At 65.3% G+C, this 26,357-nt stretch carries 20 protein-coding genes, 1 tRNA gene and 2 riboswitches; of the genes, 11 read left to right on the forward strand and 10 right to left on the reverse strand.

Going from position 1 to position 26,357, the window contains the following annotated elements; all coding sequences use genetic code 11:
* Positions 1 to 36: 36 nt before the first annotated feature.
* From AAEO60_RS11820 to AAEO60_RS11835, 4 genes are all read left to right on the forward strand, one after another.
* Entirely contained in the window at positions 37 to 501 is a 465-nt protein-coding gene (locus AAEO60_RS11820) for a hypothetical protein (protein ID WP_341673912.1), read from the forward strand.
* A gap of 25 nt (positions 502 to 526) precedes the next feature.
* On the forward strand, positions 527 to 1,486 hold the full coding sequence (gene ribD / locus AAEO60_RS11825; protein WP_341674683.1) for a bifunctional diaminohydroxyphosphoribosylaminopyrimidine deaminase/5-amino-6-(5-phosphoribosylamino)uracil reductase RibD: 960 nt from the start codon (positions 527 to 529) through the stop codon (positions 1,484 to 1,486).
* Positions 1,487 to 2,107, forward strand: coding sequence for a riboflavin synthase (locus AAEO60_RS11830; RefSeq protein WP_341673913.1), 621 nt, complete (start codon positions 1,487 to 1,489; stop codon positions 2,105 to 2,107).
* 434 nt (positions 2,108 to 2,541) lie between these two features.
* Positions 2,542 to 2,985, forward strand: coding sequence for a hypothetical protein (locus AAEO60_RS11835; RefSeq protein WP_341673914.1), 444 nt, complete (start codon positions 2,542 to 2,544; stop codon positions 2,983 to 2,985).
* Between the two features lie 50 nt (positions 2,986 to 3,035).
* Here the strand turns inward: AAEO60_RS11835 and AAEO60_RS11840 are convergent, their stop codons facing one another.
* On the reverse strand, positions 3,036 to 4,211 hold the full coding sequence (locus AAEO60_RS11840) for an amino acid aminotransferase (protein WP_341673915.1): 1,176 nt from the start codon (positions 4,209 to 4,211) through the stop codon (positions 3,036 to 3,038).
* 76 nt (positions 4,212 to 4,287) lie between these two features.
* Complete coding sequence (locus AAEO60_RS11845) at positions 4,288 to 5,133, reverse strand: DUF1134 domain-containing protein (RefSeq protein ID WP_341674684.1); 846 nt, start codon at positions 5,131 to 5,133, stop codon at positions 4,288 to 4,290.
* Between the two features lie 234 nt (positions 5,134 to 5,367).
* On the opposite strand from AAEO60_RS11845, the gene AAEO60_RS11850 reads away from it, so the two are divergent.
* Positions 5,368 to 5,459 (forward strand) — tRNA-Ser (locus tag AAEO60_RS11850).
* 12 nt (positions 5,460 to 5,471) lie between these two features.
* Here the strand turns inward: AAEO60_RS11850 and AAEO60_RS11855 are convergent.
* Both AAEO60_RS11855 and AAEO60_RS11860 read right to left on the reverse strand, forming a co-directional pair.
* Complete coding sequence (locus AAEO60_RS11855; RefSeq protein ID WP_341673916.1) at positions 5,472 to 7,547, reverse strand: GumC family protein; 2,076 nt, start codon at positions 7,545 to 7,547, stop codon at positions 5,472 to 5,474.
* 12 nt (positions 7,548 to 7,559) lie between these two features.
* Positions 7,560 to 8,270, reverse strand: coding sequence for a polysaccharide biosynthesis/export family protein (locus AAEO60_RS11860; RefSeq protein ID WP_341674685.1), 711 nt, complete (start codon positions 8,268 to 8,270; stop codon positions 7,560 to 7,562).
* Positions 8,271 to 8,486: 216 nt separating this feature from the next.
* Positions 8,487 to 8,584: riboswitch (glycine riboswitch) on the forward strand.
* A riboswitch (glycine riboswitch) is annotated at positions 8,585 to 8,687 on the forward strand.
* Between AAEO60_RS11860 and gcvT the strand changes: the two genes are divergently transcribed.
* The 6 genes from gcvT to AAEO60_RS11890 all read left to right on the forward strand — a co-directional run bounded on the left by gcvT (position 8,685) and on the right by AAEO60_RS11890 (position 15,380).
* Positions 8,685 to 9,893: a glycine cleavage system aminomethyltransferase GcvT gene (gcvT, locus tag AAEO60_RS11865; protein WP_423970165.1), complete on the forward strand. Its 1,209-nt coding sequence runs from the start codon at positions 8,685 to 8,687 to the stop codon at positions 9,891 to 9,893. (Overlaps the previous riboswitch by 3 nt.)
* Position 9,894: 1 nt before the next feature.
* On the forward strand, positions 9,895 to 10,266 hold the full coding sequence (gcvH, locus tag AAEO60_RS11870; protein ID WP_341673917.1) for a glycine cleavage system protein GcvH: 372 nt from the start codon (positions 9,895 to 9,897) through the stop codon (positions 10,264 to 10,266).
* Between the two features lie 68 nt (positions 10,267 to 10,334).
* Positions 10,335 to 10,682 (forward strand): hypothetical protein, encoded by a 348-nt coding sequence (locus tag AAEO60_RS11875; RefSeq protein ID WP_341673918.1) that lies wholly within the window; start codon positions 10,335 to 10,337, stop codon positions 10,680 to 10,682.
* Between the two features lie 16 nt (positions 10,683 to 10,698).
* Positions 10,699 to 12,075: an aminomethyl-transferring glycine dehydrogenase subunit GcvPA gene (gene gcvPA, locus AAEO60_RS11880; RefSeq protein WP_341673919.1), complete on the forward strand. Its 1,377-nt coding sequence runs from the start codon at positions 10,699 to 10,701 to the stop codon at positions 12,073 to 12,075.
* Positions 12,072 to 13,637: an aminomethyl-transferring glycine dehydrogenase subunit GcvPB gene (gcvPB, locus tag AAEO60_RS11885; RefSeq protein ID WP_341673920.1), complete on the forward strand. Its 1,566-nt coding sequence runs from the start codon at positions 12,072 to 12,074 to the stop codon at positions 13,635 to 13,637. The genes gcvPA and gcvPB overlap by 4 nt, the downstream gene beginning before the upstream one ends.
* Positions 13,638 to 13,745: 108 nt before the next feature.
* Complete coding sequence (locus tag AAEO60_RS11890) at positions 13,746 to 15,380, forward strand: pre-peptidase C-terminal domain-containing protein (RefSeq protein WP_341673921.1); 1,635 nt, start codon at positions 13,746 to 13,748, stop codon at positions 15,378 to 15,380.
* Between the two features lie 65 nt (positions 15,381 to 15,445).
* Here the strand turns inward: AAEO60_RS11890 and AAEO60_RS11895 are convergent, their stop codons facing one another.
* The 6 genes from AAEO60_RS11895 to AAEO60_RS11920 all read right to left on the reverse strand — a co-directional run bounded on the left by AAEO60_RS11895 (position 15,446) and on the right by AAEO60_RS11920 (position 26,265).
* On the reverse strand, positions 15,446 to 16,867 hold the full coding sequence (locus AAEO60_RS11895) for a sugar MFS transporter (protein WP_341673922.1): 1,422 nt from the start codon (positions 16,865 to 16,867) through the stop codon (positions 15,446 to 15,448).
* Positions 16,868 to 16,937: 70 nt separating this feature from the next.
* On the reverse strand, positions 16,938 to 19,403 hold the full coding sequence (locus AAEO60_RS11900; RefSeq protein ID WP_341673923.1) for a glycoside hydrolase family 3 protein: 2,466 nt from the start codon (positions 19,401 to 19,403) through the stop codon (positions 16,938 to 16,940).
* Between the two features lie 71 nt (positions 19,404 to 19,474).
* On the reverse strand, positions 19,475 to 20,683 hold the full coding sequence (locus AAEO60_RS11905; protein WP_341673924.1) for an MFS transporter: 1,209 nt from the start codon (positions 20,681 to 20,683) through the stop codon (positions 19,475 to 19,477).
* The gene (locus AAEO60_RS11910; protein WP_341673925.1) at positions 20,680 to 21,735 is read right to left on the reverse strand and encodes a LacI family DNA-binding transcriptional regulator; all 1,056 of its coding nucleotides are present in this window, start codon (positions 21,733 to 21,735) and stop codon (positions 20,680 to 20,682) included. Before AAEO60_RS11910 ends, AAEO60_RS11905 begins: the two co-directional genes overlap by 4 nt.
* Before the next feature lie 2 nt (positions 21,736 to 21,737).
* On the reverse strand, positions 21,738 to 22,712 hold the full coding sequence (locus AAEO60_RS11915; RefSeq protein WP_341673926.1) for a glycoside hydrolase family 16 protein: 975 nt from the start codon (positions 22,710 to 22,712) through the stop codon (positions 21,738 to 21,740).
* Between the two features lie 124 nt (positions 22,713 to 22,836).
* Positions 22,837 to 26,265 carry a TonB-dependent receptor domain-containing protein gene (locus AAEO60_RS11920; RefSeq protein WP_341673927.1) on the reverse strand — a complete coding sequence of 1,143 codons (3,429 nt, stop codon included), beginning with the start codon at positions 26,263 to 26,265 and terminating at the stop codon, positions 22,837 to 22,839.
* Positions 26,266 to 26,357 lie beyond the last annotated feature (92 nt).

Consider the following 26,357-nt stretch of genomic DNA (forward strand, 5'->3'; position numbering starts at 1 on the left):
CTGGCGAAAGCGCCGCTCCGTCCCTATTCTTGCTGCATGAAACAGTTTCTCCGCCGAGTTTCCCCGCGCCGCGCGGTGTCGGACTTCCACGACCAGTGGAAGCAGCCGACCCCGCACCGCTGGCAGATCCTTGGCGTGGCCATGGCGGCGACCTTCTGCGTCTTCACGCTGTTCGTGCCGGACAGCGTGCGGGTCCAGCCCATGCCGCCGGAGGTGATCTACATCTCCACCTTCGACGAGACGCGCACCGAGGCGGAGATCATCGCTTCGAACTGCGCCAACCAGCAGTTGAAGGACGAGCTGCAGGCGCGACTTGACGAGAGCGCCGAGCGGCGCCGCGAAATGTACGAAACGCTGGGCCGCGCGACCTTCATCGATGTCGACGAGATGGAGCGCCAGATCGAAGCCGAGCGCGCTGCCGAAGAGGCCGCCCAGGACGGACCGACCGAGGAAGAGATCGCCCTGTCGGTCGAGGAATACTGCGCGCGTGCCGCAGGCTGACCCAAGTGTCGTGAATGCCCGCTGGATGGCTGCGGCGGCTGCCCTGGCAGAACGCGCGCGGCCACTGGCAAGTCCCAACCCCGGCGTGGGTGCGCTGGTGGTGAACAAGGGCCGCGTGGTCGGCCGCGGCTGGACCCAGCCGGGCGGTCGTCCCCACGCCGAAGCCATGGCGCTGGAAGCGGCAGGAGCAGCCGCCAAGGGCGCAACCCTCTATGTCACGCTGGAACCCTGTGCGCACCAGTCCGAGCGCGGGCCGGCCTGTGCCGACCTTGTCGCTGGATCGGGCGTGGCGCGGCTGGTCGTCGGCATGGGCGATCCCGACAGCCGCACTGCCGGCAGCGGCAATGCCCGCGCAGTCGGGGCCGGCATCACCGTCGAGGAACTTGACTGGGACGCCGAGCAACTGGGGCTCTCCGGCCATGTTGCCGCAACGGTCTCGCGCCGCCCGCACGTTACCCTGAAACTCGCCATGTCGCTCGACGGCTGCATCGCGACCTCGGGCGGGGAAAGCCAGTGGATCACCGGCGCAGCGGCCCGCGCCCACACCCACCGCGAGCGCGCGCGGGCGGACGCCATCCTCGTCGGCGGCGGCACGCTGCGGGCGGACAATCCCCGGCTCGACGTGCGACTGCCCGGTCTCGAAGCGCGATCGCCGCGCCGCGTGGCCCTGACGTCCGGCGAAGTGCCCGAAGGCTGGACCGCCATCGCTGCGCCCGAATCCATCTCGCAGCTGGAAGGCCTGCGCTACCTGCTTGTCGAAGGCGGAGCGCAGACCGCTTCCGCCTTCCTCAAGGCCGGCCTTGTCGACCGCCTGCTGGTTTACCGCGCCCCGCTGCTGCTGGGCGGCGGCACGCCTGCAATCGGCGATGTGGGACACGCCACTCTCAATGCGGCCTATGCGGGCGGACTGGTGCTGCAGGAACGTCGCCAGCTTGGCAGGGACACGCTTGAAGTCTACCAGCGCGGCGAAGTGGAGCGCGATTGAATGTTTACCGGTATCGTCCAGGCCCTGGGCACCATCGACAAGGTCGAACAGCGCGGCGACCTGCGCCTGCGCGTGGCCTGCCCGTTTGACCCCGCGACTATCGACATCGGCGCCTCGATCGCCTGTTCGGGCGTCTGCCTGACCGTGATCGACCGTGGCGGCACGGCGGGAGAGTCCTACTTCCTCGTCGACGTATCGGCCGAGACCATCTCGCGCACGGCGAAGAAGATGTGGGTCGAAGGTGCCGAACTGAACCTTGAACCCTCGCTGCGGCTCGGCGACGAGCTGGGCGGCCACATCGTCACCGGCCATGTCGATGCCGTGGGCAAGATCGCCGACTGGCAGCCCGAAGGCGATTCCACCCGGCTCACCATCCATGCCCCGGCAGCGCTGGCGCCGTTCATCGCGGCCAAGGGATCGATCACCGTCGACGGCGTTTCGCTGACGGTGAACTCGGTGGAAGACCGCACCGACGGCTCGGTCTCCTTCGGCCTCAACATCATCCCGCACACGGCGGAAGTCACCACGCTGGGCGCCCTGCGCCAGGGCGGCGAGGTCAACCTCGAGGTGGATACGTTGGCGCGCTACCTCTACCGCATGCAACAGCTGCGCGCAGGATAAGGTTGGCGGAGGCGAACATCCATGATCGTCGCGGTTGCGGCCATCGGCAAAATGGCTAACCTCTTAAGATGCCTTCAAAACGCACTGCAATTTTTTGGCCCAAAACCCGGCAAGCCAATTCCAGGCGGATGATCGTAGCTGGCTTGCTAGCGGTCACAGGCGTGTGGGCTTTTCCTCCGCAGCAAGTCGCAGAGTATATCTGGCTAGCGATTGCGATTGCCTTGGTCGTCTATTTCTACAGTCTCGCGTTTCGCGTGAGAAAGTGCGGGCACGGACTAGTTTGCCAATGGGGGATTTTCTACTTTCCATGGATAATTGATCCATGCCCCAAATGCGGTGCGCCCCACTTCGATGGCAAGCAATGATTTCCGCTTGCCACCCATAAAGACCATCGCACTTTCCTACAGGCCGGTTGCGGTGCTGGGGCGCAGGCCATGCGCCGCCACCGCCCGCCCTTCTTCCATCCCGCCGTGCCCCGCTCGCGCCGGGACGGTTGGACGGTGGAGCGCCAGTGCCTGTTCCTCGGCCATCTCTATCTGACCGGCAGCGTGGCGGGGGCGGCGGCAGCTGCGGGAATGAGCCGCATGAGCGCCTATCGCCTGCGCCGTCGCCCTGATGCGCAAGGGTTTGCCCATGCCTGGGACGTGGTGCTGGCTCCGCCCGGCAGCGACAAGCGCACAACGCCCGCCACCGACTGGCGAAAGGTTACACTCGAACAGTTGCAACAGCGGGTGGCGACAGGCCTCGTCGCCCCGCTGGTCCATGCTGGACGTGTCTGCGCGATCCGGCACAAACCCGACAATTCCGCGCTCTTGCGACTGTTGCGGCGCTACGACGCGCTCTGCCCGCCACCCCCTGGCGAGGATGGCGGGGCATGAACACCGCAATTTTCAAAGCATGGGGGTGCGTGTCACACCTTGGGGCCGTGTCAGCTGGTGACAGCCGCCAGCGCGCTCACGAACTTGTCGATATTGCCCGTGGTCAAGCCCGCCACGTTGATGCGGCCAGAGCCAGCCATGTAGACGCCGTGGTCTTCGCGCAGCGCCTGCACCTGTTCCTTGGTGACGGGCAACATGGCGAACATGCCGTTCTGGCGGCCCAGCGGTTCGAGGTTCACCCCGCCCGCATTGCTCGCTGCGGCCAGCTTCTCGCGCACGGAACGGATGCGCTGGCGCATGTCTTCCAGCTCGGCCAGCCAGTCGGCAGTCAGGCCTTCGTCTTCGAGGATCATGCGCACGGCGGCACCGCCATGGTCCGGCGGCATCGACCAGTTGGCGCGCGCAAGGGCGGCAGCGTTGGACATGATGCGCACGGTGTCATCGGCGGTCGCGCCCTGGGCGTAGAAGGCACCCACGCGGTCACGATAGAGGCCGAAGTTCTTGTCGCAGCTATAGGCCACCAGCGCTTCGGACACGGCGGGCAGCACCTTGCGCACGCCGTAAGCGTCTTCTTCCATGCCGTGGCCAAGGCCCTGGTAGGCAAGGTCGATAATCGGCAGGACGCCGCTGTCCTTCACGAGGGTAGCGATCTCGTCCCACTGGTCGTGGCTGTAGTCGATACCGCTGGGGTTGTGGCAGCAGCCGTGCAGCAGCACGGCATCGCCCTCGCCCGCATTGGCCAGCGCTGCGCGCAGGGCAGCCATGTCCGCCGTGCCGTCGGCACCGGCATGGGTGAAGCCGACCAGCTCCATGTCCAGGTCCGACAGGATCTGCGCGTGGTTGGGCCAGCTCGGCGTGCCCATCAGCACGCGCGTGACGCCGGACTTCTTGGCCAGCGCCAGCGCCAGGCGCACCGCGCCGGTGCCGCCCGGGGTCTGCATGCCGTCGATCCGGCCGTCGCTGGGCAAGGTCTTGCCGAAAATGTGCGGTTCGAGCGCGCGGACCATGCGCATGTCACCTTCGGGGCCGAGATAGCTCTTGGAATCCTGCGTATCGATCAGGCGCTGTTCCGCAGCCTTGATCGCGCCGAACACGGGCGTTGCGCCATCGGCGGTGCGGTAGACACCCACGCCGAGGTCGATCTTGTCGGGACGCGGGTCTGCCTCATACAGCTTGATGAGGGCGAGCAGGGCGTCGGGCGGTTGTTGGTCGAGTCTGTCGAGCATGGATGGCCCAATGCCGCCCTGCGCCGCTTGGTGCAAGCGGCTGTTTACCGGAAATCAGGTTAATTGCGAAACCGGATCAGAAGGGCAGCCAGCGCTGGCGATGCGAGAAGCGCAGGTAGCCCGCGTTCACGCCCAGCCGCAGGCCCGCACCAACACGGATGGGAATCAGCACGATATCACCGCGGCGCACGTAGCTGGCGTGGAACCCGCCAACGAAATAGGCCTGACCCTCGCCCGCCGGGAAACGCTCGTAGAGGTCCTCGGTATCGAACAGGTTGTAGACCAGCACGAAGGTGTTGCCGGCATTGGCACCGGCATCGAGACCGATCGAAGGGCCGGTCCAGTAGACCGGCATGTTGCCTTCAACGGCATGGTGCAGCGTGCCCGAACCGTAGCGCACGCCCACCACGAAGGCCCCGCCACCTTCACGGCCGACGATGTAGCCGTTGGGTTCGCCCTGGTCCTTCAGGATGTCCTGGATCAGCCGCCCCAGGCCCTCGGCACCCTGGCCGAACAGGCCCTCGGCAGCGCCGATCAGGTCGTCTTCGGCATAGGTGCTTTGCGCCTGGGTCGGGGCGTTATCGACCGCGGAGGGGTCCATCACATCGACATTGGCGCTGACATCGACGCCTTCTTCGGGCGGCAAGTCGAGCACCGGGCCGGTCGTTTCGTAACGCGGGCTGGCTTCGGAAATGTCGTATGCCTCGCCTGCATCGGCCTCGTCGTAGGCCTGGGCCTCCCCGCTCTCATAGGCTGGCGAGCCCTGGCGCGATGGCGGTGCCTGTTCGGACGAATCGAGCAGGTCGCCGTCGACCATCAGGTCAGGATCGACCGTTTGGATCTCCTGCGCGGCGGCGGGCATGGCCATGGCGGCCAGTGCCGGCAGTGCGGCCAGGGCGATTGCAGAGCGGAACAGGCGCATGACTTTCCTCCAGTCGATTGCCGCAGGTGGCCCGGCGAAAGGCCGGGCGGACGTAATCACGGATAGACTGAGTCCTTTGCGCCTGAAGCGGCAATGAATAGGCGGCAGGGCGAATCCAAATTGCGGTGAGTCGAATCTTTCGCGTGCCATGGCGAAGGTTTGTCGCATCAGGGCAAACCTCCCCTTGAAGCGCCCGATATGCGTCGTTATAGCGCGCCTTCTGCTGCTGGGTCCGGAGACGTGGGTGAGTGGCTGAAACCAGTTCCCTGCTAAGGAACCATACCTTTTATAGGGTATCGAGGGTTCGAATCCCTCCGTCTCCGCCACCCGGCACCCAATCAGTCTTTCGTCATGGCCACCAGTGCGCCGAGCAGGTTGACGCCCGGCTGGCCAAGGAGCGCCAGCGCCTCGCGTGCCGCGTAGGCCGAGGTGGCATCGGCGCGCACAACGAACAGCACTCCGCCCGACAGGTAGGCGATCTCCTCCACTTCCGGCTGGTCGAGGACGGGCGGGCTGTCGATGACCACGAGATCGTAGCGCCGATCGAGGTCCGCGATCAGCCGCGCCAGTCCGCCACGCGTGGTCAATCCAGCCGATTCAGCAGGTACCGAGCCAGCCGGGATGAAGTCGATACCGTGATCGGCAAGGTGCATGATCGGGGGTTCGGCTGTCCTGCCCGCAAGGAAGTCGCCCATTCCCCCGGTCCGGGCGGGGATGCCAAGCAATTGCGACGCTCCCCGATTGCCGATGTCGAGGTCGAGCAGGATCGCCTTGCCGCCAGCCTCGCAGTGCGCGAGCGCGAGCCCCAAGGCGGATGCCGACTTGCCTTCGCCGGCCGCGGCGCTGGTGAGCAGCAGCACGCGGCGGGCATGATCGGGCAAGGCTGACAGCGCCCCATCGCGCGCCGCTGCATAGGCCGTCGCCAGGTAAGATCGCGGTTGTCGCAATGCGGACCGGAGGTCGCCAGACTCGTCCTGCGGAATCTCGCCCACCACAGAGAGCCCCAAATGCCTTTGCACCTGCCTCGCATCGCGCAAACGGCGATCAAGGCGCTCGGCCAGGCCGACGGTCGCCAATGACAAGATCGCCGCAACAACCAGCGCCAGGGACACAGCCCGCTCCATGGTCAGGCCGGACGGTGCGGAAGGTGGGACTGCCGGGGCAACCATCCTCATGTTGTTGGTACCAGCCGCGCTCGCACTCACTTCGGCCTGGCGTTGAAGCAGCGCCTCGTAGAGTTCGCGATTGGAATCCACCTCGCGCCGCAGGATGCCGTATTCCGTCACCGATCCCTGGCCATCGACGAAGCCATCGCGCAAGGCATCCAGTTGTTCGCGCAGCTGGTTTTCCTGCCGCAGGGCATCTTCGTAGGCGGCCTGCAAGTCCGAGGCAGGATTTTCGCCGCCGTTGTCGCTTTCGATCGCGCGATCGAGCGATTCGATCTCGGCCTCCAGCGCCTGCACCCGCGGGTTGGCATCGCCCAGCGTGCCGCGCAGTTCGGCCAGCCGGTTCGCGGCCTCGGCGCGGCGGCTGCGCAGGTCAGCAAGACGGTCGATCTCGTTGCCTGCCGGCTTGGCGTCGAGCGCACTGCGCGCCCGGACCCGGCGCAGGGTGGCGGCAATCAGCGCCTCGTTGAGCGTCGCCAGCTGCGTGGTGGAAAGCGTTTCGGCCCCGGCCTGCTGGCCCATCGCCTCATCGGACTGCGCCTCAAGCACGACGATGCCGTTCTCGCTGGCGAATTCGGCCAGCCGGGTCTCCGAGGCTTCGAGCGCCTCGCGCTGGGTTGCGAGCTGGCTCGCCAGCCGGTCACGCGCGTCCCGGTTGTTGCCGAAACGCTTTTCCAGGTTGGTTTCGAGGAACTGCGCCGCCCAGGCGTTGGCAATGCGCGACGATACCTCCGGCACGGGAGTCGTGGCGACAATGTCGACAAGGGTCGAACCCGGGACCGGTTCGATGGCAATGGTATCGGCGATGCGGCCGGCCAGAACGCGAGGCGACGGGTCACTGGCACGAAGATCCAGGGCACGGCGGAAGGCAGCGTCGGCCGCAGCGTTCTCCGCCCCGGCCACGCGCTCCGCGATGAAGCCTGATTGCAGCAATTCGTACTGGGTCTGGAAATACTGGCGGTCGCGCGCCTGCTCTGCCTCGCCCGGCGGGGAGCCATCTGGCGTACCCGCGCCGAGCGGATCGATCTCGATCCGTGCGGTCGCGCTGTATTGCGGGCCCTGCAGGTGCGCAGCCGCAACAAATCCCAGCAGGCAGCCGAGCGTCAGGAGAAACAGCAGGTACTTGAGCCGCCACGCCCGCGTCCGCAGCCGCCGGAGCAGCAATCGGGTCGGTCCCACGACCTGCTGCGCACCATAGCCGTGGCTGGGATCACCCGGCACCGTGCTCAGGTCAGGTCCGGATTGCACGTTTCCCCTGGACTAGTTCCCGATGCGATCCAGCAAGACGATGCTGGAGGTAACTGCCGGCAGGATCTGCAGGATGCGTTCGAGACGACGCTCGCCCGGGTTGTCGCCAACCATGACGATATCGCCTTCGTACAGCGTCGGGTCGGGATAGTTGCCGCGCGCGATGGCGGCCATGTTGTAGAGCCCGATATACCGCTGCCCGCTGACTTCGCGGAACACCAGCACATCGTCCTCGCGCGCATAGTCGTCAAAACCGCCAGCCGAATTGATTGCACGCATCAGCGTGGTGGCATTGACGATGGGGTACGTTCCGGGGTTCGACACCTGCCCGCCGATCGAGATCGTGGGCGGGGTGGCGTTGACCGTGTTCACGGTAACCACGGGATCGATCACGAAGTTGCCCGCAAGTCGGCTGCTGATGACGGCGGCCAGCTGCGTGGGCGTCAGGCCGAGTGCGGCGATCTGCCCCACCAGCGGGAAGTCGAGCATGCCGTTTTCGTCGATGATGTAGGTGCCGGACAGTGTGTCGTCCTGCGCCACGGTGATTTCGACCACACCCATCGGAGAAAATCGCGGGAGCGTGGATGCCGGCGCAGGCAGCTCGGTCAGGGACGTTACACTGATGCCATCAGCCGCACCGTAGCTACGATCCACCGAAGCACAGGCGCCGAGGGCCAATGTCCCGAGAGCCAGCAGCCCACCCCTGATGATGTTCTTCCGCATCACGTTTCACCCCACTCCTGAATCATGGTCCGTAAAAGGAACAAGCTCGTCCCTAACCGCCCAAACGCCTTGGCGGAACCCCCTTTGTATCAATCGCCAAGGCTATGGCAGCCCCTGAAGTGGCAATCTACCCGCATCCGGACACGCTTTGGCGATTGACCGCGATGTCGCATTGCAGCAAAGAGATTTCGCCTGTCGATTCGCATATGTGAAACGGCTGGGTGCGCGGGAGAGCGTTTCGGCACCTCCTGTCGGAACCGCCGAAGGAGCAACCGCCCCGGAAACTCTCAGGCGAAATGGACCGCGCATCAAGGTCAGGCACTCTGGAAAGCGTCCGCCGGCAACGGCGGGCCACCGAAGGGGTAAGCGGTTCTCCGGAACTGCGTGGCTCTCAGGTCTCCCGACAGAGGGGGCATGGCGAAAGGACCCGAAAACCGGGTGCTGCCGAGCCGTGCGGACCTGTCGATGACTGATACCGAAGACGAATTTGAAAACTTGCCGGCTGAACAGCTACCGCTTGATTCCTGGCACCGCGACCATGGTGCGCGCATGGTGGAGTTCGCGGGCTACGAAATGCCCATCCAGTATGAAGGCATTGTCGCCGAGCACGAATGGACGCGCACCCGCGCCAGCCTGTTCGACGTCAGCCACATGGGCCAGCTGATGTTCGCCGCCGCCGATCCCGGCGCCTGTGCCGCTGCGCTTGAGGCCCTGCTGCCAGCCGACCTTGCGCACCTCAAGCCGCGCCGCGTGCGCTATTCGATGCTGCTCAACGAGACCGGCGGCGTGCTCGACGATCTGATGGTGACCCGCCTTCCCGACGACAGCGACGCGCAGTTCTACATGGTCGTCAACGGCGCGACCAAGTGGGACGACATCGCCCACCTGCGCGAACACCTGCCCGACGACATCACCATGACCCATCTCGACGACTGGGCGCTGCTCGCCCTGCAAGGCCCCGAAGCGGCTGCCGCGCTGGAAGCGCTGGCGCCGGGCGTGTCCGACCTCGGCTTCATGCAAGCCGGATCGTTCGAATGGGCCGGGGGCAAGGCGTCCATATGGATCAGCCGTACCGGCTATTCGGGCGAGGACGGGTTCGAGATTTCCATCGCGGCAGACCGCGTCGTCGCATTCGCCGATGCGCTGGTGGCAGACGAGCGGGTAAAGCCCGCAGGCCTCGGTGCGCGCGACAGCTTGCGACTGGAGGCCGGCCTGCCGCTCTACGGCCACGACCTGACCGAGGAGACCGATCCCGTCAGCGCAGGCCTCGCCTTCGCGCTGAGCAAGTCCCGGCATGAAGCGGGCGGCTACATGGGCCATGCCGCCTGCATGGTACGACTGGAAGATGGCGGCACGGCGCAGCGGCGCGTCGGCCTCGCGCTCGAAGGCCGCCTCCCGGCACGCGAAGGTGCGCAGGTCTTTGCCGGTGACGCGCTGGTCGGCACGGTCACCAGCGGCGGCTTCTCGCCCACGCTCGGCCACCCGATCGCCATGGCCACCATAGAAACCGAATACGCGGGTAACGGCACTGCGCTGGAGCTGGAGGTGCGCGGCAAGCGCCTTCCCGCCACAGTCGTACCCATGCCCTTCGTCCCCCATCGCTATCACCGCAAAGGAGCCTGACATGCCCCGCTATTTCACCGAAGAACACGAATGGATCGAGGTCGATGGCGACACTGCCACCATCGGCATTACCGACTACGCGCAGGAACAGCTGGGCGATGTCGTCTTCGTCGAAGTGCCGGGTGAAGGCACCGAACTGGCCAAGGGCAAGGAAGCTGCCGTGGTCGAAAGCGTGAAGGCCGCCAGCGACGTCTACGCGCCGATCAGCGGCACGGTGACCGAAGGCAATTCCGCGCTGGAGGAAGACCCCGCGCTGGTGAACACCTCACCCGAGGAAGACGGCTGGTTCTTCAAGCTGACCGTGGCCGACGCGGGCGAGCTGGAAGGCCTGATGAACGAAGCTGCCTACAGGGCATTCTGCGAGGGCCTGTGATCCGGCTCAGCGCACTTGTCAGCCTGACGGCACTCGCATCTTGCACTGCACAACCAGATCCAATCGGTTTGCAGGAAGTCGCCGCCAACCTCGACAATTGGGACGGCCAAACCGTCACCGTTGAAGCGTGGCTTTTCCAGTGCAGCGAATTGAACTGTCACCTCGTTCCTACGCGCGCCGACATGGAACTATTGAGCGCAGGTTGCCCAAGCGAGACTTGCGAAGACGCGATCCTTGCGTTCGACGAGAGAGCAGTAAGCCTCGGTTATAGTCCGGCCTTTGATCAGGTGGCGGCCACGCTGACTGGGCGACACGTCCTTGTGACCGGCCAAGTGAATGCAGCCGCATGGCGAAATCCGGGACTCGATCGGTCAGCGGCAATTCAACCCAGTTCAATCGAAGCACTCCCAGAATAACGGAGCGATCACCTCAATGCGCTATCTCCCCCTTACCGACACCGACCGCACGGCCATGCTTGATGTCATCGGCGCGCCTAGCGTCGATGCACTCTTTGCTGATGTGCCTTCCCACCTCTACCTCGACGGCCCGATCGAAGGCCTGCCGCTGGCGGCGGGCGAGATGGCGGTCGAAAGGCACATGCGCGCCCTGTCGAAACAGAACCTCGCCGCTGCCGACGCGGCCTTCTTCTGCGGTGCGGGGGCCTATCGCCACCACGTGCCGGCCACGGTCGACCATATCATCCAGCGCGGCGAGTTCCTGACTGCCTATACGCCCTACCAGCCGGAAATCGCGCAGGGCACGCTGCAGATGCTGTTCGAGTTCCAGACGCAGGTCGCGCGGCTCTATGGCTGCGAAATCGCCAATGCCTCGATGTACGACGGCTCGACCGCCTGCTGGGAGGCCATTGTCATGGCAGCGCGGCTGACCAAGCGGCACCGGACCTTCATCACCGACGGCGTGCACCCGCACTATGTCGCCGTGGCGCAGACCATGGCGCATTTCACGCAGGGGCATGTCGACTATGCCTGTCCGGCCGCGAAGGCTGAAGTTGGCGAGGACGCGATCTGCGCCGCGATCGACGAGGAAACCTCCTGCGTCGTCGTCCAGTACCCCGACATCATGGGCCGCATCCCCGACCTGCAGAAGATCGCCGATGCCGCGCACGGAAAAGGCGCATTGCTGATCGTCGTCAACACCGAGCCGGTGGCGCTGGGCGCGCTGGAAGCGCCGGGCAACCTCGGTGCGGACATCGTCGTGGGCGAAGGCCAGGCGCTGGGCGTCGGACTGCAGTTCGGCGGGCCCTTCCTCGGCCTCTTCGCCATCACCAATCCCAAGCACGTGCGGCAGATGCCGGGGCGGCTCTGCGGCGAGACCGTGGATGCCGACGGCAAGCGCGGCTTCGTGCTGACGCTCTCAACCCGCGAGCAGCACATCCGCCGCGAGAAGGCGACCAGCAATATCTGCACCAACTCCGGGCTCTGCGCCCTCGCTTTCTCGGTGCACATGACGCTGCTGGGCGAGAAGGGCCTGACCGCCCTCGCCGCGGAAAACCATCGCCTGGCCTGCATGGCTGCTGACCGGCTGGCGCAGGTGCCGGGGGTGACAGTGATGAACGAGAGCTTCTTCAACGAGTTCACGATCCTGGTCGACACCGACGCCCGCCAGCTGGTGCGCGACCTGGCGCAGAAAGGCATTCTTGCGGGTGTCTCGCTGGGCCGCCTCTACCCCGATGGTGACGGACGCGAGAACGGCCTCGTCATCGCGGTCACCGAAACCAATACCGAGGAGGACTTCGAAAAGCTTGCCTCCGCGCTGCAGGAGGCGTTGTCCAAGGAGATGGGGGCATGAACCAGATAAACCAGAGCGGCTGGAAGCCGGGCTCCCCAGTCCCGACCGAACACGGTGAGCAATACCCCACCGTCACCGGCAACAAGGCGCTGATGCTGGAAGAGCGGCTGATCTTCGAACTGGGCCGCAGGGACACCTGCGGCGTCGACCTGCCCGAGCCTGACCCCGCGGCGCCGAACCGCCTCGGCAAGTTCGCCCGCCAGCAGGCGCTGAACCTGCCCGGTCTCTCCGAGCCCGAAACGGTGCGCCACTACACCCGCCTCAGCCGCCAGAACTACGCCATCGACCTTGGCCTGTTCCCGCTCGGCTCCTGCACCATGAAACACAACCCGCGCCTCAACGAGAAGGTCGCGCGGATGCCCGGCTTTGCCGACGTCCATCCGCTGCAACCGGTCGATACCGTGCGCGGCGCGCTCGGCGTCATCAACGAGCTGGCGCACTGGCTGATCGAACTCACCGGCATGCACGGCGTCGCCATGACCCCCAAGGCCGGCGCCCACGGCGAGCTGTGCGGCGTGCTCTGCATCCGCGCCGCGCTGGAAGCGCGCGGCGATGCCCGCAAGGTGGTGCTGGTGCCCGAAAGCGCTCACGGCACCAACCCCGCGACCGCCGCCTTCGCCGGCTACGAGGTGGAGGACATTCCCGCCACGCCCGAAGGCCGAGTTGACCTTGCCGCCCTCAAGGCCCGCCTTGGCCCCGATGTGGCCGGCGTGATGATCACCAATCCCAACACCTGCGGCCTGTTCGAACGCGAGATGAAGGCCATCTCCGATGCGGTCCACGAAGTGGGCGGGTTCGTCTATTGCGACGGCGCCAACTTCAACGCGATCATGGGCCGGGTGCGGCCGGGCGACCTCGGCATCGACGCCATGCACATCAACCTGCACAAGACCTTCTCCACCCCGCACGGTGGCGGTGGGCCCGGCTCGGGCCCGGTTGTGCTCTCCGAAGCACTGTGCCCCTACGGCCCGCTGCCCTTCACCGCGAAAATGCCCGACGGGACGATCCAGCTGGTGGAGGAAGAGAACGCCGCCGAACACGGCCATACCGAGACCTTCGGACGCATGGCCGCTTTCCACGGCCAGATGGGCATGTTCACCCGCGCCCTGACCTATATCCTCAGCCACGGCGCGGACGGGCTGCGGCAGGCCTCGGGCGATGCCGTGCTCAACGCCAATTACCTGCTGCGCAGCCTCGACGACCTGTTCGACGCACCGTTCGGCGACACCGGCCCCTGCATGCACGAGGCGCTGTTCAGCGATCACGGCTTTGCCGAGGGAATGTCCACGCTGGACGTGGCCAAGGGGCTGATCGACGAGGGCTTCCACCCGATGACCATGTACTTCCCGCTGGTGGTGCACGGGTCCATGCTGGTCGAACCCACCGAGACCGAAAGCAAGGCCGTGCTCGACCAGTTCATCACGGCCATGCGATCGCTGGGCGAACGCGCCAAGGCCGGGGATGAGGCACTCAAGACAGCTCCGCACCACGCCCCGCGCGCCCGGCTCGACGAAGCGCAGGCCGCGCGCAAGCCGGTGCTCGCCTATTCCGCGGAGGTGTGACGCCGGTCACGGCCAAAGCTGACGACTTGCCTGAATAGGAAATTCTGTATCTATTCAGCATTCAACGGGCATAGGGCCGAACAGGCATGTGCAAGCAAGGGGGCAGAAATGTTCAAGCGAGTTCTTCTCAGCGGAGCCGGCGTCATCGCCCTGGCAGGTGCGGCTTTCGCCGTCGCCACGCCGATCGGGAGCGCGGGCGAGGTTTTCGCCAGCGCCGAGGCCGAGACGGGCAAGACCGACGGCAAGCAGAACCGCAAGCCGACCGCTTCCACCAGCGGCGAACTGACGCTGGGCCAGTCGGTCACGCGCGATTTGCAGCGCGGCCAACACACTTTCACCCTTGAGGCCGAAACGGGCCAGCGCCTGCGCGTATCGTTGTCGTCCGACGATTTCGACACCGTGCTGCGGGTCACCGGTCCGGACGGTTTCTCGGTCGAGAACGATGACGAACCGGGCGGCACGCTCAACAGCCTGATCGACACCAGCCTGCCCGCCAGCGGCACCTATCGCGTGACCGTGTCCAGCTATGGCAACCAGGGCGGCGGCACCTACCGCCTCGCCGCGATCGACACGCTGAACCCGGTTCCGGCCGGGGCAGAGGTGCGCACCCTGCCCTTCGGCCAGAGCGTGAACGGCGCGCTGGCGCGCAGCGATGCGACCTCGCTCAGCGGCCAGAACGTCGACTATTACCGCTTCATCGGCAGCGCCGGACAGCGCGTGACCTTCGACGTCGAATCCGACCGGATCGACACCTTCCTGACGATCTACCTGCCGGACGGCAGCATCGAGGAAAACGACGACCGTGGCGGGCTGGAAGACACCAACAGTTCGCTGTCGATCACCCTGCCGATCGACGGTACCTACACCGTCGCCGCAAGCAGCTATGCCCGCGGCGAGAGCGGCCCCTACACGGTCTCCACGCGCGAAGCCGACCCCTCGATCCGCACGGTCCGTCCGTCGAGCGGCCAGGCACAGGTCTTCGCCTTGAGTGTGGGCGTCTCGGAATACGAGCGCATCAGTGTGCTTACGCGGACCGATGAAGATGCCCTGCGCGTCAACGCCGCGCTGCGTGCCAACGGCATGCTTGCGCCCCAAAGCGTCACCCTGATCGACGAAGAAGCCACCCGCGCCAACTTCCGCCGTCACCTCACCGAAATGACGCAGGCCATGGGTACGGACGACACGCTGCTGATCTTCTTCTCCGGCCACGGCGACAAAGTGGAGAACATGGATACCGAGCGTGACGGCAGCGCCGAGACGATCGAGCTCTTCGACGACGCGCTGTTCGACTATGAACTGGCCGAAATGCTGGGCGACTTTGACGGCCGCCTGCTGCTGGTGATCGACGCCTGCTTTGCCGGCGGTTTCGACCAGGTCATCGACCAGCGCGACGAACGCATGGGGATATTCAGCTCCGACGCCGATACGCTGAGCCTGGTGGCCCAGGGTGACAAGGCGGGTGGCTATATCAGCGTGCTCTTCCGACAGGCGCTTGAAGGCGCCGCGGACATGGATGGCGACCGCGCCATCGCCGCTGGCGAGCTGGGCGAATACATGCGCCGCGAGTTCTATCGCATGGTGCTGGAGACGCCGCTGGCGACCGATGCCGAGGACTTCCGCGACCACCAGGTGGCGGGCTTCCAGCACATCATCGTCGATCGCGGCGGTGACGGCATGCCCTTCCAGCAGGTGCTGATGAATTACGACAGCGCCGGGACGCGGACGGTAGCCCGCGCCAACTGACCCGAATTACCGAGGCATGTGAGCGGGCGGCAGGAGCGATCCTGCCGCCCTTTTGCTTGGCTGCGTCAGGTAGCCGGACGGCGAGCAAAGATCCCGAAGCCCGCGATGATCGCGTAGCACACAATCGGGATGACCATGGCCAGGGCCAGGTCTCCGCCGGTGGCATCGGCCACCACGCCGTAAAGCAGCGGCACCACAGCACCGCCGAAGATGGCGACGTTGATGATACCCGATCCGTCGGCTGCCCGCGGTCCCAGCTTCTCACAGGCGAGCGAGAAGATCGTCGGGAACATGATCGAGTTCATCAGGCCTACTGCCAGCAACGAATATGCCGCCAGTTCACCGGAGGTGAGCGCCGAGATGACGATCAGCACGATGGAGCCGGTTGCATTGAAAGCCAGGATCTTGCCCGGGCTGAATAGGCGCAGCGCACCCGACCCGATGAAGCGGCCCACCATGGCGCCGCCCCAGTAAAGGCCGATCATCCAGCCGATAACGCCTTCCGGTTCGCCCAGCACGCGCTCGGTCGAGAGATAGTTGATGATGATCGAGCCGATCGAGACTTCGGCGCCGACGTAGAGGAAGATGCACAGGGCCCCGTAGCTGAACCGCGCGCGCTTCAGCAGGTCGTTGTCGTAGAGCCAGAGCGCCGGTGCGAGGAGGATCAGCAGGACGCCCAGCCACCCGCTCACCTGCAAGGCCACGAAGGCGCCGGTGGCAGCAAGCGCCAGCCCGACCAGGTAACGGCCGGTCGAGACCAGTTCACCGTCGCCCATGATCTTGGAATCGTGCGGCAGGCGGTGGCGGAACATCCAGACGGCCGCTGCCACCAGCGCGATCAGGGCGGCGACACCCAGATAGCCCTGCCAGATCGCCTCGCTCTCGGCAGCGCGGTAGGCCTGCAGGGCCTCGCCCGTCAGCTGGTCCGCCGACACATCGGCAAGGCTGCCGAGGATGACGGCAGCGCCGACGATGGGAAAGACCGTGGTGCCGAGCGAGTTGAAGGCCTGGGCAAAGGTCAGGCGGCTATGCGTCGTGGACGGCTTGCCAAGCAGGCTGATCAGCGGATTGGCCACCACCTGCACGATCACCACGCCGCTCGCCAGGATGAACAGGGCGCCGAGGAAGATCGGATAGGTCGCCGTCTGGCTGGCAGGGATGAACAGCAGGCAACCGAGGATCATCGTGCCCAGCCCGGCGACCGCGCCGCGCATGTAACCGATCTTCTTCACCAGCCTGGCCCCCGGAATGCCAATGATCAGGTAAGCCGCAAAAAAGCAGAACTGCACCAGCATCGCCTCGGTGTAGGAGAGCGTGAACAGCTCCTTCAGCTTCGGAATGATCACGTCGTTGAGCGAGGTGATGCCGCCAAAGATGAAGAACAGGCCGAAGACGAAGTAGTTCAGCCCCGGCGCGTGGACCGGGGGATGGTCATCGGTCACCGGAACCGGATCGGTGCTGCTGGAAACGTCAGGCGCCAAGGCCATGGTACTCTCCCCGTAATCGGGCCTGCACTCCGGCTGGTCCCGCTGGTTTTCCGTTCAATCCTGCCTGCGCCTAGAAAGTGCAAGCCGTTCCTTGCGGCAGCTCTTCGCGCCGCACTTCGGCAATCCCGATGGTGAGCCGTGCCTGGGTGGAAATCTCGAAGGCGTTACCGAGGCCCGGTGCGCAGGCTTCGGTAATCAGCATCTCGCGCCAGCCTTTCAGGGCAGCATGCTCGAACTGGCGGGTAACGTCGATGACCGTTTCATCGCCGCTTTCATCGTCGCGCAGGGTCAGCGTGACCGGCGCCGCGGGGCGTCCCTCGACCCGGTAGGTGATGCGGAAAGCTCCCTCGCCGCCGTTGGACTGGACAATGCCGAAGCGCGCGCCAGCCTGCATGACGATGCGGCGGGCGTCTTCCTGCGCATCGCGGTCGATACCCGTTGCCGCGATCCCTGCCGCCGTCGAGGTGCCGCGCATCTGCGACAGCATGTCCATGGCAGTCTCGAGATTGCCGCCAGCGGCATAGGCAACCACGCCGGTGGCGAGGCGGCCCGAGCTGAACAGGTCCGAGCTGTCGAAGTTGTCGAGCGCAGCGCAGCCTTCGTCGAGCTGGCGCAGGGTCGAGGTGTCATCCAACTCACGGCCGAAGCCCAGGGGGAACAGCGCGCCTTGCGGCCCGTTCACCGGCGTGCCTTCGCAACTGGCGGGCCAGCTGAAAGACAGGCGGCCGGTCGCGGGTCGTGCACCGGTCAGGACGTCGGCGACACCCGCGCCTTCGCTGCCCGGCAGCCAAGCGGCGACGAAGGCGTCGGCAGCATTCAGCTCGCGGTTCATCCACATCGGGCGCCCCGACAGGAACACGGCGACGGTGGGAATGCCCTGCTCGCGGAAACGGCGCAGCAGTTCGAGCCCTTCGGTGTCGCGGAAGACGAGGTCGCCCTGATCACCGGCGAATTCGGCATAGGGCTTCTCGCCGAAGACCACGACGGCGACATCGGGTCGCTCGTCGAAGCTGCCGTCGGGCGACAGCACGGCCGTGCCGCCACCTGCGCTGATGTTCTCCAGCATGCCGTCCCAGATCGACGTGGCATTGGGGAACAGTTCGCCAACCTTGCCCTCGCTCTCGCCCATCTCGCTTTCGAGGCCGCCCTGCCATTCGAGCGTCCAGCCGCCCGAAGCACGGCCAATGTCGTCAGCCGCGCTACCGGCGACAAGCACGCGCGCACCAGCCTGCAGCGGCAGCACGCCGTTGTTCTTCAGCACCACCTGCGAGCGGGCCACGGCCTCGCGGGCAAGCGCGCGGTGTTCTGCCGATGCCAGCAGCTCGAACTGGCCGCCGACCCCGCGTTCGGACGGCAGCACCGGTTCGGGAGCGAGCAGCCCGGCGCGATACTTCACGCGCAGCACGCGGGTAACTGCCTCGTCGACGCGCTCCATCGGAATGGTGCCGTCCTCGACCTGGGCGAGCAGCGTTTCCATCAGTTCCTGCCAGTCGTCGGGCACCATGTAGATGTCGAGACCGGCGAGCAGCGATTGCGGGCAATCGGTGACGGTGCAACCGGCCACCTGGCTGTGCCCGTTCCAGTCGCCCACGACGAGGCCATCGAAGCCCATCTCGCCGCGCAGCACGTCGGTCAGCAGGTCACGGTTGCCGTGCATTTTCTGGCCGTTGATCGAATTGAAGCTGGCCATGACAGTCTCGACCCCGGCGTCGATCGTTGCCGGATAGGGGCGGCCGTGCAGGGCGACCAGGTCGTCGATGTTGCCGTTGACCTCACCCTGGTCGACACCGTCTTGCGTGCCGCCGTCACCGAAGAAGTGCTTGGCCGTGGCAATTACATGGCCGTCGCCAAGGAAGTCGTCGTCGCCGGGATGGCCCTGCAGGCCTTCCACCAGGGCAGCGCCGAGTTCGGCCACCAGGTCGGGATCTTCCGAATAGCTTTCGTAGGTGCGGCCCCAGCGATCGTCCTGCGCCACGGCGACCGTGGGCGAGAAGTTCCAGTCGATGCCGGTCACTTCGATCTCGACAGCCGTGGCTTCACCGATGCGGCGGACAAGCTCGGCATCGCCGGCCGCGCCCAGCGCAATATTGTGCGGGAAGATTGTGGCGCCGACCACGTTGGTGTGGCCGTGTACCGCGTCGGTGCCCCACATGGTCGGGATGATCGGCTCGTCACCGGGCAGCGGCTCGATCGAGGCTGCGTACATCTCGTCAGAATAGCGCAGCCATTCGCTGGCCGGGGCGAACTCGTCACCATAAGGGCCGCCATTGCCGCCGTTGAGGTAGCTGCCGAAGCGATAGCGCTCCATGTCTTCCGGCGTGAATGCGTTGATCTGCGGCTGGATCAGCTGCCCGATCTTGCGCTCCAGCGACATGCGCGAGACGAGGTCGGCGATGAAGGCGTCCTCATCCTCGTAAGGCACGGCGGATTCCGCCACCGTCACCTCGCCTCCGAACGGCCAGGCATTGCATCCTGCCAGTCCCAGCCCAAGGGCCGCCATGGCCAACGCTGCACGCATCATCTTCCCCTCGCGCATTCCTATCCCTTAGAATTGGGAACGTTCTCAATCTTGATCCAATCGCATGCATAAATGAGAAAAGCAAGCGCCTAGTTCGTGCGGGAAATGCTGGCCAGAAGCAGCGCAGCAATGGCCGAAAGCGCCGCCAGGATCATGAAAAGTCCGGAAAATCCGAACGCCGGCACGGTCGCCAGGGTCAGCCACGGCATGATCAGCGAGGGGACGGTATTGGTCAGGTTGAACAGGCCAAGATCGCGTCCGCGCGTTTGCGGCCGGGGAAGGACTCGCAAGGTCTGCGCCGAATGCAGCGACAGGAACATCGATGTGACCAGTCCGAACAGCGCATATCCGGCGACGGCAAAGGTCAGGCTCTCGGCACTGGCCATCAGCAGCAAGGCCACCGCGGTCAGGCCCGCGCAGGCGGCAAGCGGCAGGATCGGCCGTTCGTTGCGATCCGCCCAACGCCCGACCCACAGCGTTGCCGGGATCGCCAGCACCAGCACTGCCCCGAACACCGCTGCGGTATCGTCATCCCCGAAATCGGCAGAAACGGTGCGGAACCAGACGTAGAGGTAGGCGAACAGCACCGCCTCTGCGATTTGCACCAGCAGCCGGGCCAGCCACATGCACGGAACGACCACTTGCGGCCGCTTCTCGGGAATGGAAACAATCGGCCTGTCGACGCGCGCGGTGAGTTCGGGAAAGCTTACGGGCCGACCGAAGAGGACAACCGGCAACACGCAGAGAGCCACCAGCGCGGCGACGATCGCCAGCCGCGCATCGGCGCCTGCCACACCCTCGAAAGTGACGAAGGCACCGGCAAGCGCGCCCATCGCGGGCGAGAGGGACAGCAGCCCACCGAGGAAGCCCTTCTGCCGGTCGGGCACATAGTCGCCTGCCAGCGCGGCCAGCGGGCCCAGCATCATGTTGAGCATGACCTGCCAGGCAACAAGCAAGCCGAGCAGCGCGGGCAAGCTGTCCGCCAGCGGCATCGCCAGCAGCAAGGCACAACTGCCCAGCAGTCCGGTGACGATCCAGCCTTGCCGGTTACCGGTGCGGTCGGACAGCCAGCCGAACAGGATGTTGGAAAGGCTCGCCGCAGCCGCGCCGGAAAAGGAACAATAGGCCAGCCAGGTCACTTCCGCGCCGCCCGCCATGGCCTCGACCCGCACTGGCAGGAGGATGGTCAGGAACGGCATGTAGGCCATGGCCCCGCCCGCCGCCGCCAAGGCATAGAGCAGCAGGAAGCGCAGTGACTGCCGCCCGCCGCCGTGGGCTGCGGACGCCGCTTCGTTCATCCCTTGCGCGGCTTCGCGACCGACTGCCGCTCCACCAGCCCGCCTTCCACAACCAGCGGCATGGGCGGCAATTCTTCGCCGCGCTGCTTCTTGATGAGGAGCTCCACGGCGGTGGCGACGGTCTCTGCCACGGGTTGGTCTATCGCTGTCAGCTGCGGCTGGACGAAGCGCACGACCGGCGTGTTGTCGAAGCTGATCAGCGAGAGATCGCCCGGCACTTTCAGCCCCAGCTCGTGCGCCACGTCGTTGGTGGCGATGGCCATCTGGTCGTTACCGGCGATGATCGCGGTTGGCCGGTGGGGCTGTCCCAGCAGCTTGCGCGCAGCCTCTTCGCCCGAAGCGTAGGAGAAATCCCCGCGTTCGCACAGGTTATCCGTTTCAAGCCCGGCTTCACGCATGGCGGCCAGCCAGCCATCCTTGCGCCACTGGCTGAGCGCATATTCGCGGGCACCGGCGATGTAAGCGATCCGCTTGTGTCCCTTGTCGATGAGGTGGCGCGTTGCCATGGCTGCCAGCTGGTCGTCACCCATGGTGATCGAGATGTTGTCACCGTTGGCGCGCGAACCGATGCGGGCGAAAGGGATCTTGCGCTCTTCCAGCAGGTCCGTGATCAGCTTGTTGTCGCCATGCGGCGGGGTCAGGATCACGCCATCGGGCTGCAAGGCGGCAATGGCGGCGTTAAGCTCGCGCTGCACGTGCTCGCTGCGCGTATCGACCAGTTCGAAGATCAGGCGATAGCCGTATTCGGCGCATTTCAGCATGCCGCCCAGCAGCATCTGGTCGACCCAGTCACGGCCTTCGCGGGCACGCCAGTCCTCAATGGTGCGTTCGCGGTCGTTGAGCGCCAGGATAAGGTAACTGCGCGAACCGCTCATGCGCTGGGCTGCGATCGAGGGGACATAACCGAGCTTGTCGATCGACGCCTGCACCCGCTGCTTCATCTCGGGCCGGACATTGGCCTCGTTGTTGATGACCCGGCTGACGGTCTGCAGCGACACGCCGGCGTCAGCCGCCACGTGCTTGATCGTCACGGATTGTCGACGGCGCGCCATGTTCACATGCCCCCTGTACAACCTCGACCGGTAGCGGCGTCTGCCTCGCATTGCCAGACGCGCACCCAGTCGATTTCCATGCGTTTGGGGAAATTGTCTTCCGCAACGCCCATCAGGGCGCGTCCTTCGGGCAAGCCGCCGCCAATCGCAAGGTTTACGATCAGGTGGAACGGCTGGTCGAAGGGCGCATGGGGATCGCTGCTGGCCGTGGTGAACCAGTCGCCCGCCTCGGCCGTGGCGTAGACCTCGCCGTCGAAAGTCCAGAAAAAGCGGCCGCGCTCCCAGATCACGCCATAGGTGTGGAACGCGCCATCCAGCACTTCGGGCATCGAAACTTCCGTGCTGTGGAGGTCGTTATCGGGCCATTGCCCGCCAAAGTGCAGTGTGCCGAGGATCGTGTTCTCGCCGCCCTCTTCGCAAGTGTCGCAGACGACGCCGAGGTTGACCGTCTCGAGGATATCGATCTCGCCGGAAGCCGCCCAGCTGCCGTAGACGCTCTCTTCGGGCAGCATCCAGAAGGCGGGCCAGACGCCCTGCCCGCCCGGCAGCCGTGCACGGATCTCGAACCGGCCATAGGTCCAGCTGGCATTGCCCTGCGTGGTCAGCTTGCCGGACGTAAATGGCTTGCTGGCTTGCTGCGAGGAGTCGCCATCTGCCGGGCCGAACGACGCGGGAAAGGCCGGACCCGCCCAATCCTCGCGGTGCGCCGTGATGACGAGATTGCCCTCTTCGATGGTAACGTTTTCAGGGCGCGGCGTGTAGCATTGCCGTTCCTCGTTGCCGCCGCCCCAGCAATCGTTGAGAACGGTCCAGCGCGAGGTATCGATGCTTTCGCCGTCGAATTCGTCGGCCCAGACAAGCTGCCAGCCGTCGCCTGCCCCATCCGGAGCAGGCTCGGCATCTGCGCATCCGGCAAGCGCCAGGGGTGCTAGCAGCAAGGCTGCCAGCCGGGTCTTCATGTTGAACTGGCGAGGCATGGGCAACTCTCCTGCGACCGGCGGGCGGACCCTTACCACGTCCGCCGCGCCGGAAGGAAATGGGCCCCTGTGCGGAGTGCGCACAGGAGCCCATCTGGTCCTCTCGTCCGGAGGAGCTCCGACTTTAGAAGTCGAAACGGACGAGGAAGGTGAAGCGACGGTCGTTGCGGAACGAAGAACGCGTTACGCGGGTGCCGTCGAAGTCGATGACCTGGCTGGTTTCGGTAACTTCGTCGAGCAGGTTCACCGCCTGCACGCCCAGCTTGATGTCATCGGTCAGGGCGTAGAAGATCGACGCGTCCAGCTGACCCGTGGATTCCTGCCAGATCGGCGAGAACGGGAAGATGTCGTCGCGCGGCGTGATCAGGAATTCCGAACGCCAGTTGTAGGCTGCGCGCAAGGCCAGCGGACCACGTTCGTAGAACAGGGTCGCGTTGATCGTGTGCTCCGAAATCCCGGCAAGCGGCTGGAGGAACGAGTACGGACCCGCCAGCAGGGCCTGCCCGCCAGTCGCCACCGATGGCTCACCCGGGTTCGCCAGGTTGGGGTTCGAGAAGTCCCCGCCGTCGATATAGGTGTAGGTCAGCTGGCTTCCGAGCCCGGACAGGATGCCCGGCAAGAAGTCGTAGCTCTGCTGGTAGGCGATCTCGAAGCCCTTCAGGGTGCCGCTCTGATCGTTGAACGGACCTTCGAACTGCGCATCCGCCGAGACCCCGCTGGGGCTGGTGTAGTTCCGCAGCTCGAGGCCGGTATTCACGATGCCGCTGATGTCCTTCATGAACAGCGAACCCGTGAGCGAGCCCACATCGTCGAAATACCACTCGAGCGAGAGATCGTAGTTCCACGACTGGATCGGGCGCAGGCCGCGATTACCGCTGCGGAGCGAGAACAACGGCCCGGAGAGCAAGGTGCCAGACTGCAGCAGGTTGCCGGTATTGTCAGCCAGGGCGCCGCCCGAGCGGAACAATTGCAGGTCCGGACGCGAGATGCCCTTCGACACGGCAGCACGAGCCAGCAGGCCATTGCCGAAGTCCAACCTGGCGTTGAACGAGGGCAGCCAGTTGTCGAACACGATATCGCGATCATCCTCGATGATCTCGCCCGTGTAGGCCGCAGCAAATTCGGCGAGGCGCGGGGCAAAGGCGGGATCGCAGAAACCGCGCTGCACGCCGGGAGCTGCCGGTGACTGGCACGATGCCTGGATCTCGGCGACGGTTACGACGCCATCCCCGTTACCGCTGCCTGCGGGATCGTCGAAGCGGATGGGGTTGGGGAAGCCGATCAGGCCGCCGGTTTCCACCCGGGTTTCGACATAGCGCAGGCCGAAGTTGCCTTCGAGGTCCCAGCCGTTGGAGAAAACGTGGCCATAGTCGATACGGGCATAGGCTGCCTTGGTGACCTCGACCACTGCCGAAGTCTCGAACGGGCAGAAGGGGTCGCACTGCGTGGTCACGCCGGTGACCGGATCGGTGTAGGAGCGGCCGTTCACGCCCAGGTTGAAGCGTTCGGGGCTCTGGCCGAACGTGGTGATCTCGTCCCACTGGCCGTCGGTCTCGCCAGCGAGGTATTCGCCGAGGAAGTCGTCACCGCCGTAGAACCACGCCTGACCGCCGGGGATCGGGGTCGCCGAGTTGCCGCGCTGGAAACCGCGGGAGAACGGATCGCGGAAGGCGGCATAGTTCGGGAATTCATCGATATAGGCACCGCCACCGATGCCATCGATGTTGCCCGGAACCAGGAGGTCGCTGTTGGGATAGGTGCCACCGACGTAAAAGCGTCCCGGGGTGTAACCGACACATTCACCGAAGTCGCACTCGGGAACGCCGTTGCCGTTCCAATCCTGCGCCACCGTACCCGGAGCACCGGACTGACAGCCCGGACCTTCACCCCAAGGCGTACAACCGCCGCGACCGGCCCAAGGGGCGGACAGGTTGCCCCAGGTGCTGAAGTCGGTGTTGCGTGTCGTGCGATCACGCTCTGCCCAGCGCGCACCGAAGCGAACCGAGCGGAAGAAGCCATCGTCGCTGAGGTCGTATTCGAAGTCGCCACGCAGGCTGTAGAGATCGCCCTCGTTCTTCTCGCGGCTGTCGAGACCGAACCAGTAGTAGGTGTTGAGGCCGCTGCTGAAGTAGTCGTCCGGGCTGCCCGGAGGGGCGAGGAACTGGATGTCGGGCACGTCGCCGCGCAGGTCGAGCGCGATATCGGCCCAGGTGCTGGTGGCACCGAACACGGAATCGCGGCGCAGGTTGGACGTGACGTACTGGCCTTCGAAATTCGCCCGGAAGCGATCGGTCACCTCGATGTCGAGATCGAGCGAGATGTCTTCGGTTACCGAACGGGCTTCACGCACAAAGCGCAGCGCGTCGAGCGGGATACCGCCGCGGCCGAACGGGTTGGCAAAGATATTGCCGACATTCTGCGTGAGAACACCTGTCTCCAGCAGTCCGTTTTCGTCGAAGGTCCAGGTGCTGCCAGCTGCCGGGCTCGGCGACGATACGCCGTCGTCGATGCGGCCAAGCAGGGCGAATTCCTCGGTCGCGAAACTGGTATCGGAACGAAGGTATTCGGCAGTGACAAGGATGCCGCCGTCCAGACTTTCGAACTGGGCGACAAGCGAGATCGCTTCGCGCTCGCGGTCAAGATCGGTAGTGCGGACGTTCGCGTACTGCGGAACGATCACCGAACCCGTCGGCGGGAAGTTCGAGGCATCGAAGAGGGAGTCCCCGAAACCGCCCGAGTTCACGAAAGTAGAACGGATACAGCCGAGCGAGAAGTCGCTGGGATCGCGGTAGCAGGGATCGGAAATCTGCGAAGCGTCGGTGCGGCTGCGCAGTTCGCTGTAGGAATATCCGGCCTGCAGGCCGAAGGTGCCGATCCCGGTATCGAAGGTATTCGAGATCAGGGCGTTGACGGTCGGGGACCAGTCTTCGCGCAGGTCGCCGTAGTTCATTTCGAACGAGCCCGCGATGTTCAGGCCGGGGCGATCGAGCGGGTTGCGGGTAACCAGGTTCACCTGCCCGGCGATCGCACCTTCGATCATGTCGGCAGTGACGTTCTTGAACACCTCGACGCGGCCCAGCAGTTCGGGCGAGACGTCTTCGAAGCTCAGCGTACGGCCACCGGTAGCCGAGAAGATCTCGCGGCCGTTCAGCTCCGAACGGACATAGGGCAGACCGCGGATGATGACGCCCGTGCCCTCGACCGAGAAACGGTCGGGGTCTGTCGGCTTTTCGAAGCGGCCGATGTTCACGCCGGGGACGCGCTGCAGCGCCTCGGTCACCGAGCGGTCAGGCAGGGCGCCGATGTCTTCGGCAGTGATCACGTCAACAAACGTGTCTGCATTTTCCTTGATGCCCTGCGCCGTTTGCAGCGAAGCCCGGTAGCCGGAGACAACGATGGTGTTCTCGTCCGCGACTTCTGCTTCGTCTTCGTCGGCATCCTGGGCGAAAGCGACATTGCTGCCCACCAGGCACAAGGCGAGGCTGGAAACGCCGGCCAGCGCTCGAACGCGGCTGCCGGATGCAAGTTTACGGTTATCGATTCGAGCTGACACGTACTGCCTCCCCATTGATCTGCCTGTATTTTTCAGGCCTGACCGCTAAGCAAAATTGGATTCCCTTGGCGGAAATTCCTCCTCTTCATACC

It is taken from the genome of Aurantiacibacter gilvus (assembly GCF_038289935.1).
Classification (GTDB): Bacteria; Pseudomonadota; Alphaproteobacteria; order Sphingomonadales; family Sphingomonadaceae; genus Alteraurantiacibacter; species Alteraurantiacibacter gilvus.

Bases quoted from the DNA above. Each gene is read 5' to 3' on its own strand.
- AAEO60_RS11830 (WP_341673913.1), top strand. From the start codon at position 1,487: ATGTTTACCGGTATCGTCCAGGCCCTGGGCACCATCGACAAGGTCGAA.
- AAEO60_RS11890 (WP_341673921.1), top strand. From the start codon at position 13,746: ATGTTCAAGCGAGTTCTTCTCAGCGGAGCCGGCGTCATCGCCCTGGCA.
- gcvH (WP_341673917.1), top strand. From the start codon at position 9,895: ATGCCCCGCTATTTCACCGAAGAACACGAATGGATCGAGGTCGATGGC.
- AAEO60_RS11910 (WP_341673925.1), bottom strand. From the start codon at position 21,735: ATGGCGCGCCGTCGACAATCCGTGACGATCAAGCACGTGGCGGCTGAC.
- AAEO60_RS11895 (WP_341673922.1), bottom strand. From the start codon at position 16,867: ATGGCCTTGGCGCCTGACGTTTCCAGCAGCACCGATCCGGTTCCGGTG.
- gcvT (WP_423970165.1), top strand. From the start codon at position 8,685: ATGGCGAAAGGACCCGAAAACCGGGTGCTGCCGAGCCGTGCGGACCTG.
- AAEO60_RS11915 (WP_341673926.1), bottom strand. From the start codon at position 22,712: ATGCCTCGCCAGTTCAACATGAAGACCCGGCTGGCAGCCTTGCTGCTA.
- gcvPB (WP_341673920.1), top strand. From the start codon at position 12,072: ATGAACCAGATAAACCAGAGCGGCTGGAAGCCGGGCTCCCCAGTCCCG.
- gcvPA (WP_341673919.1), top strand. From the start codon at position 10,699: ATGCGCTATCTCCCCCTTACCGACACCGACCGCACGGCCATGCTTGAT.
- AAEO60_RS11845 (WP_341674684.1), bottom strand. From the start codon at position 5,133: ATGCGCCTGTTCCGCTCTGCAATCGCCCTGGCCGCACTGCCGGCACTG.
- ribD (WP_341674683.1), top strand. From the start codon at position 527: ATGGCTGCGGCGGCTGCCCTGGCAGAACGCGCGCGGCCACTGGCAAGT.
- AAEO60_RS11820 (WP_341673912.1), top strand. From the start codon at position 37: ATGAAACAGTTTCTCCGCCGAGTTTCCCCGCGCCGCGCGGTGTCGGAC.
- AAEO60_RS11860 (WP_341674685.1), bottom strand. From the start codon at position 8,270: ATGCGGAAGAACATCATCAGGGGTGGGCTGCTGGCTCTCGGGACATTG.
- AAEO60_RS11835 (WP_341673914.1), top strand. From the start codon at position 2,542: ATGCGCCGCCACCGCCCGCCCTTCTTCCATCCCGCCGTGCCCCGCTCG.
- AAEO60_RS11905 (WP_341673924.1), bottom strand. From the start codon at position 20,683: ATGAACGAAGCGGCGTCCGCAGCCCACGGCGGCGGGCGGCAGTCACTG.
- AAEO60_RS11900 (WP_341673923.1), bottom strand. From the start codon at position 19,403: ATGCGCGAGGGGAAGATGATGCGTGCAGCGTTGGCCATGGCGGCCCTT.
- AAEO60_RS11840 (WP_341673915.1), bottom strand. From the start codon at position 4,211: ATGCTCGACAGACTCGACCAACAACCGCCCGACGCCCTGCTCGCCCTC.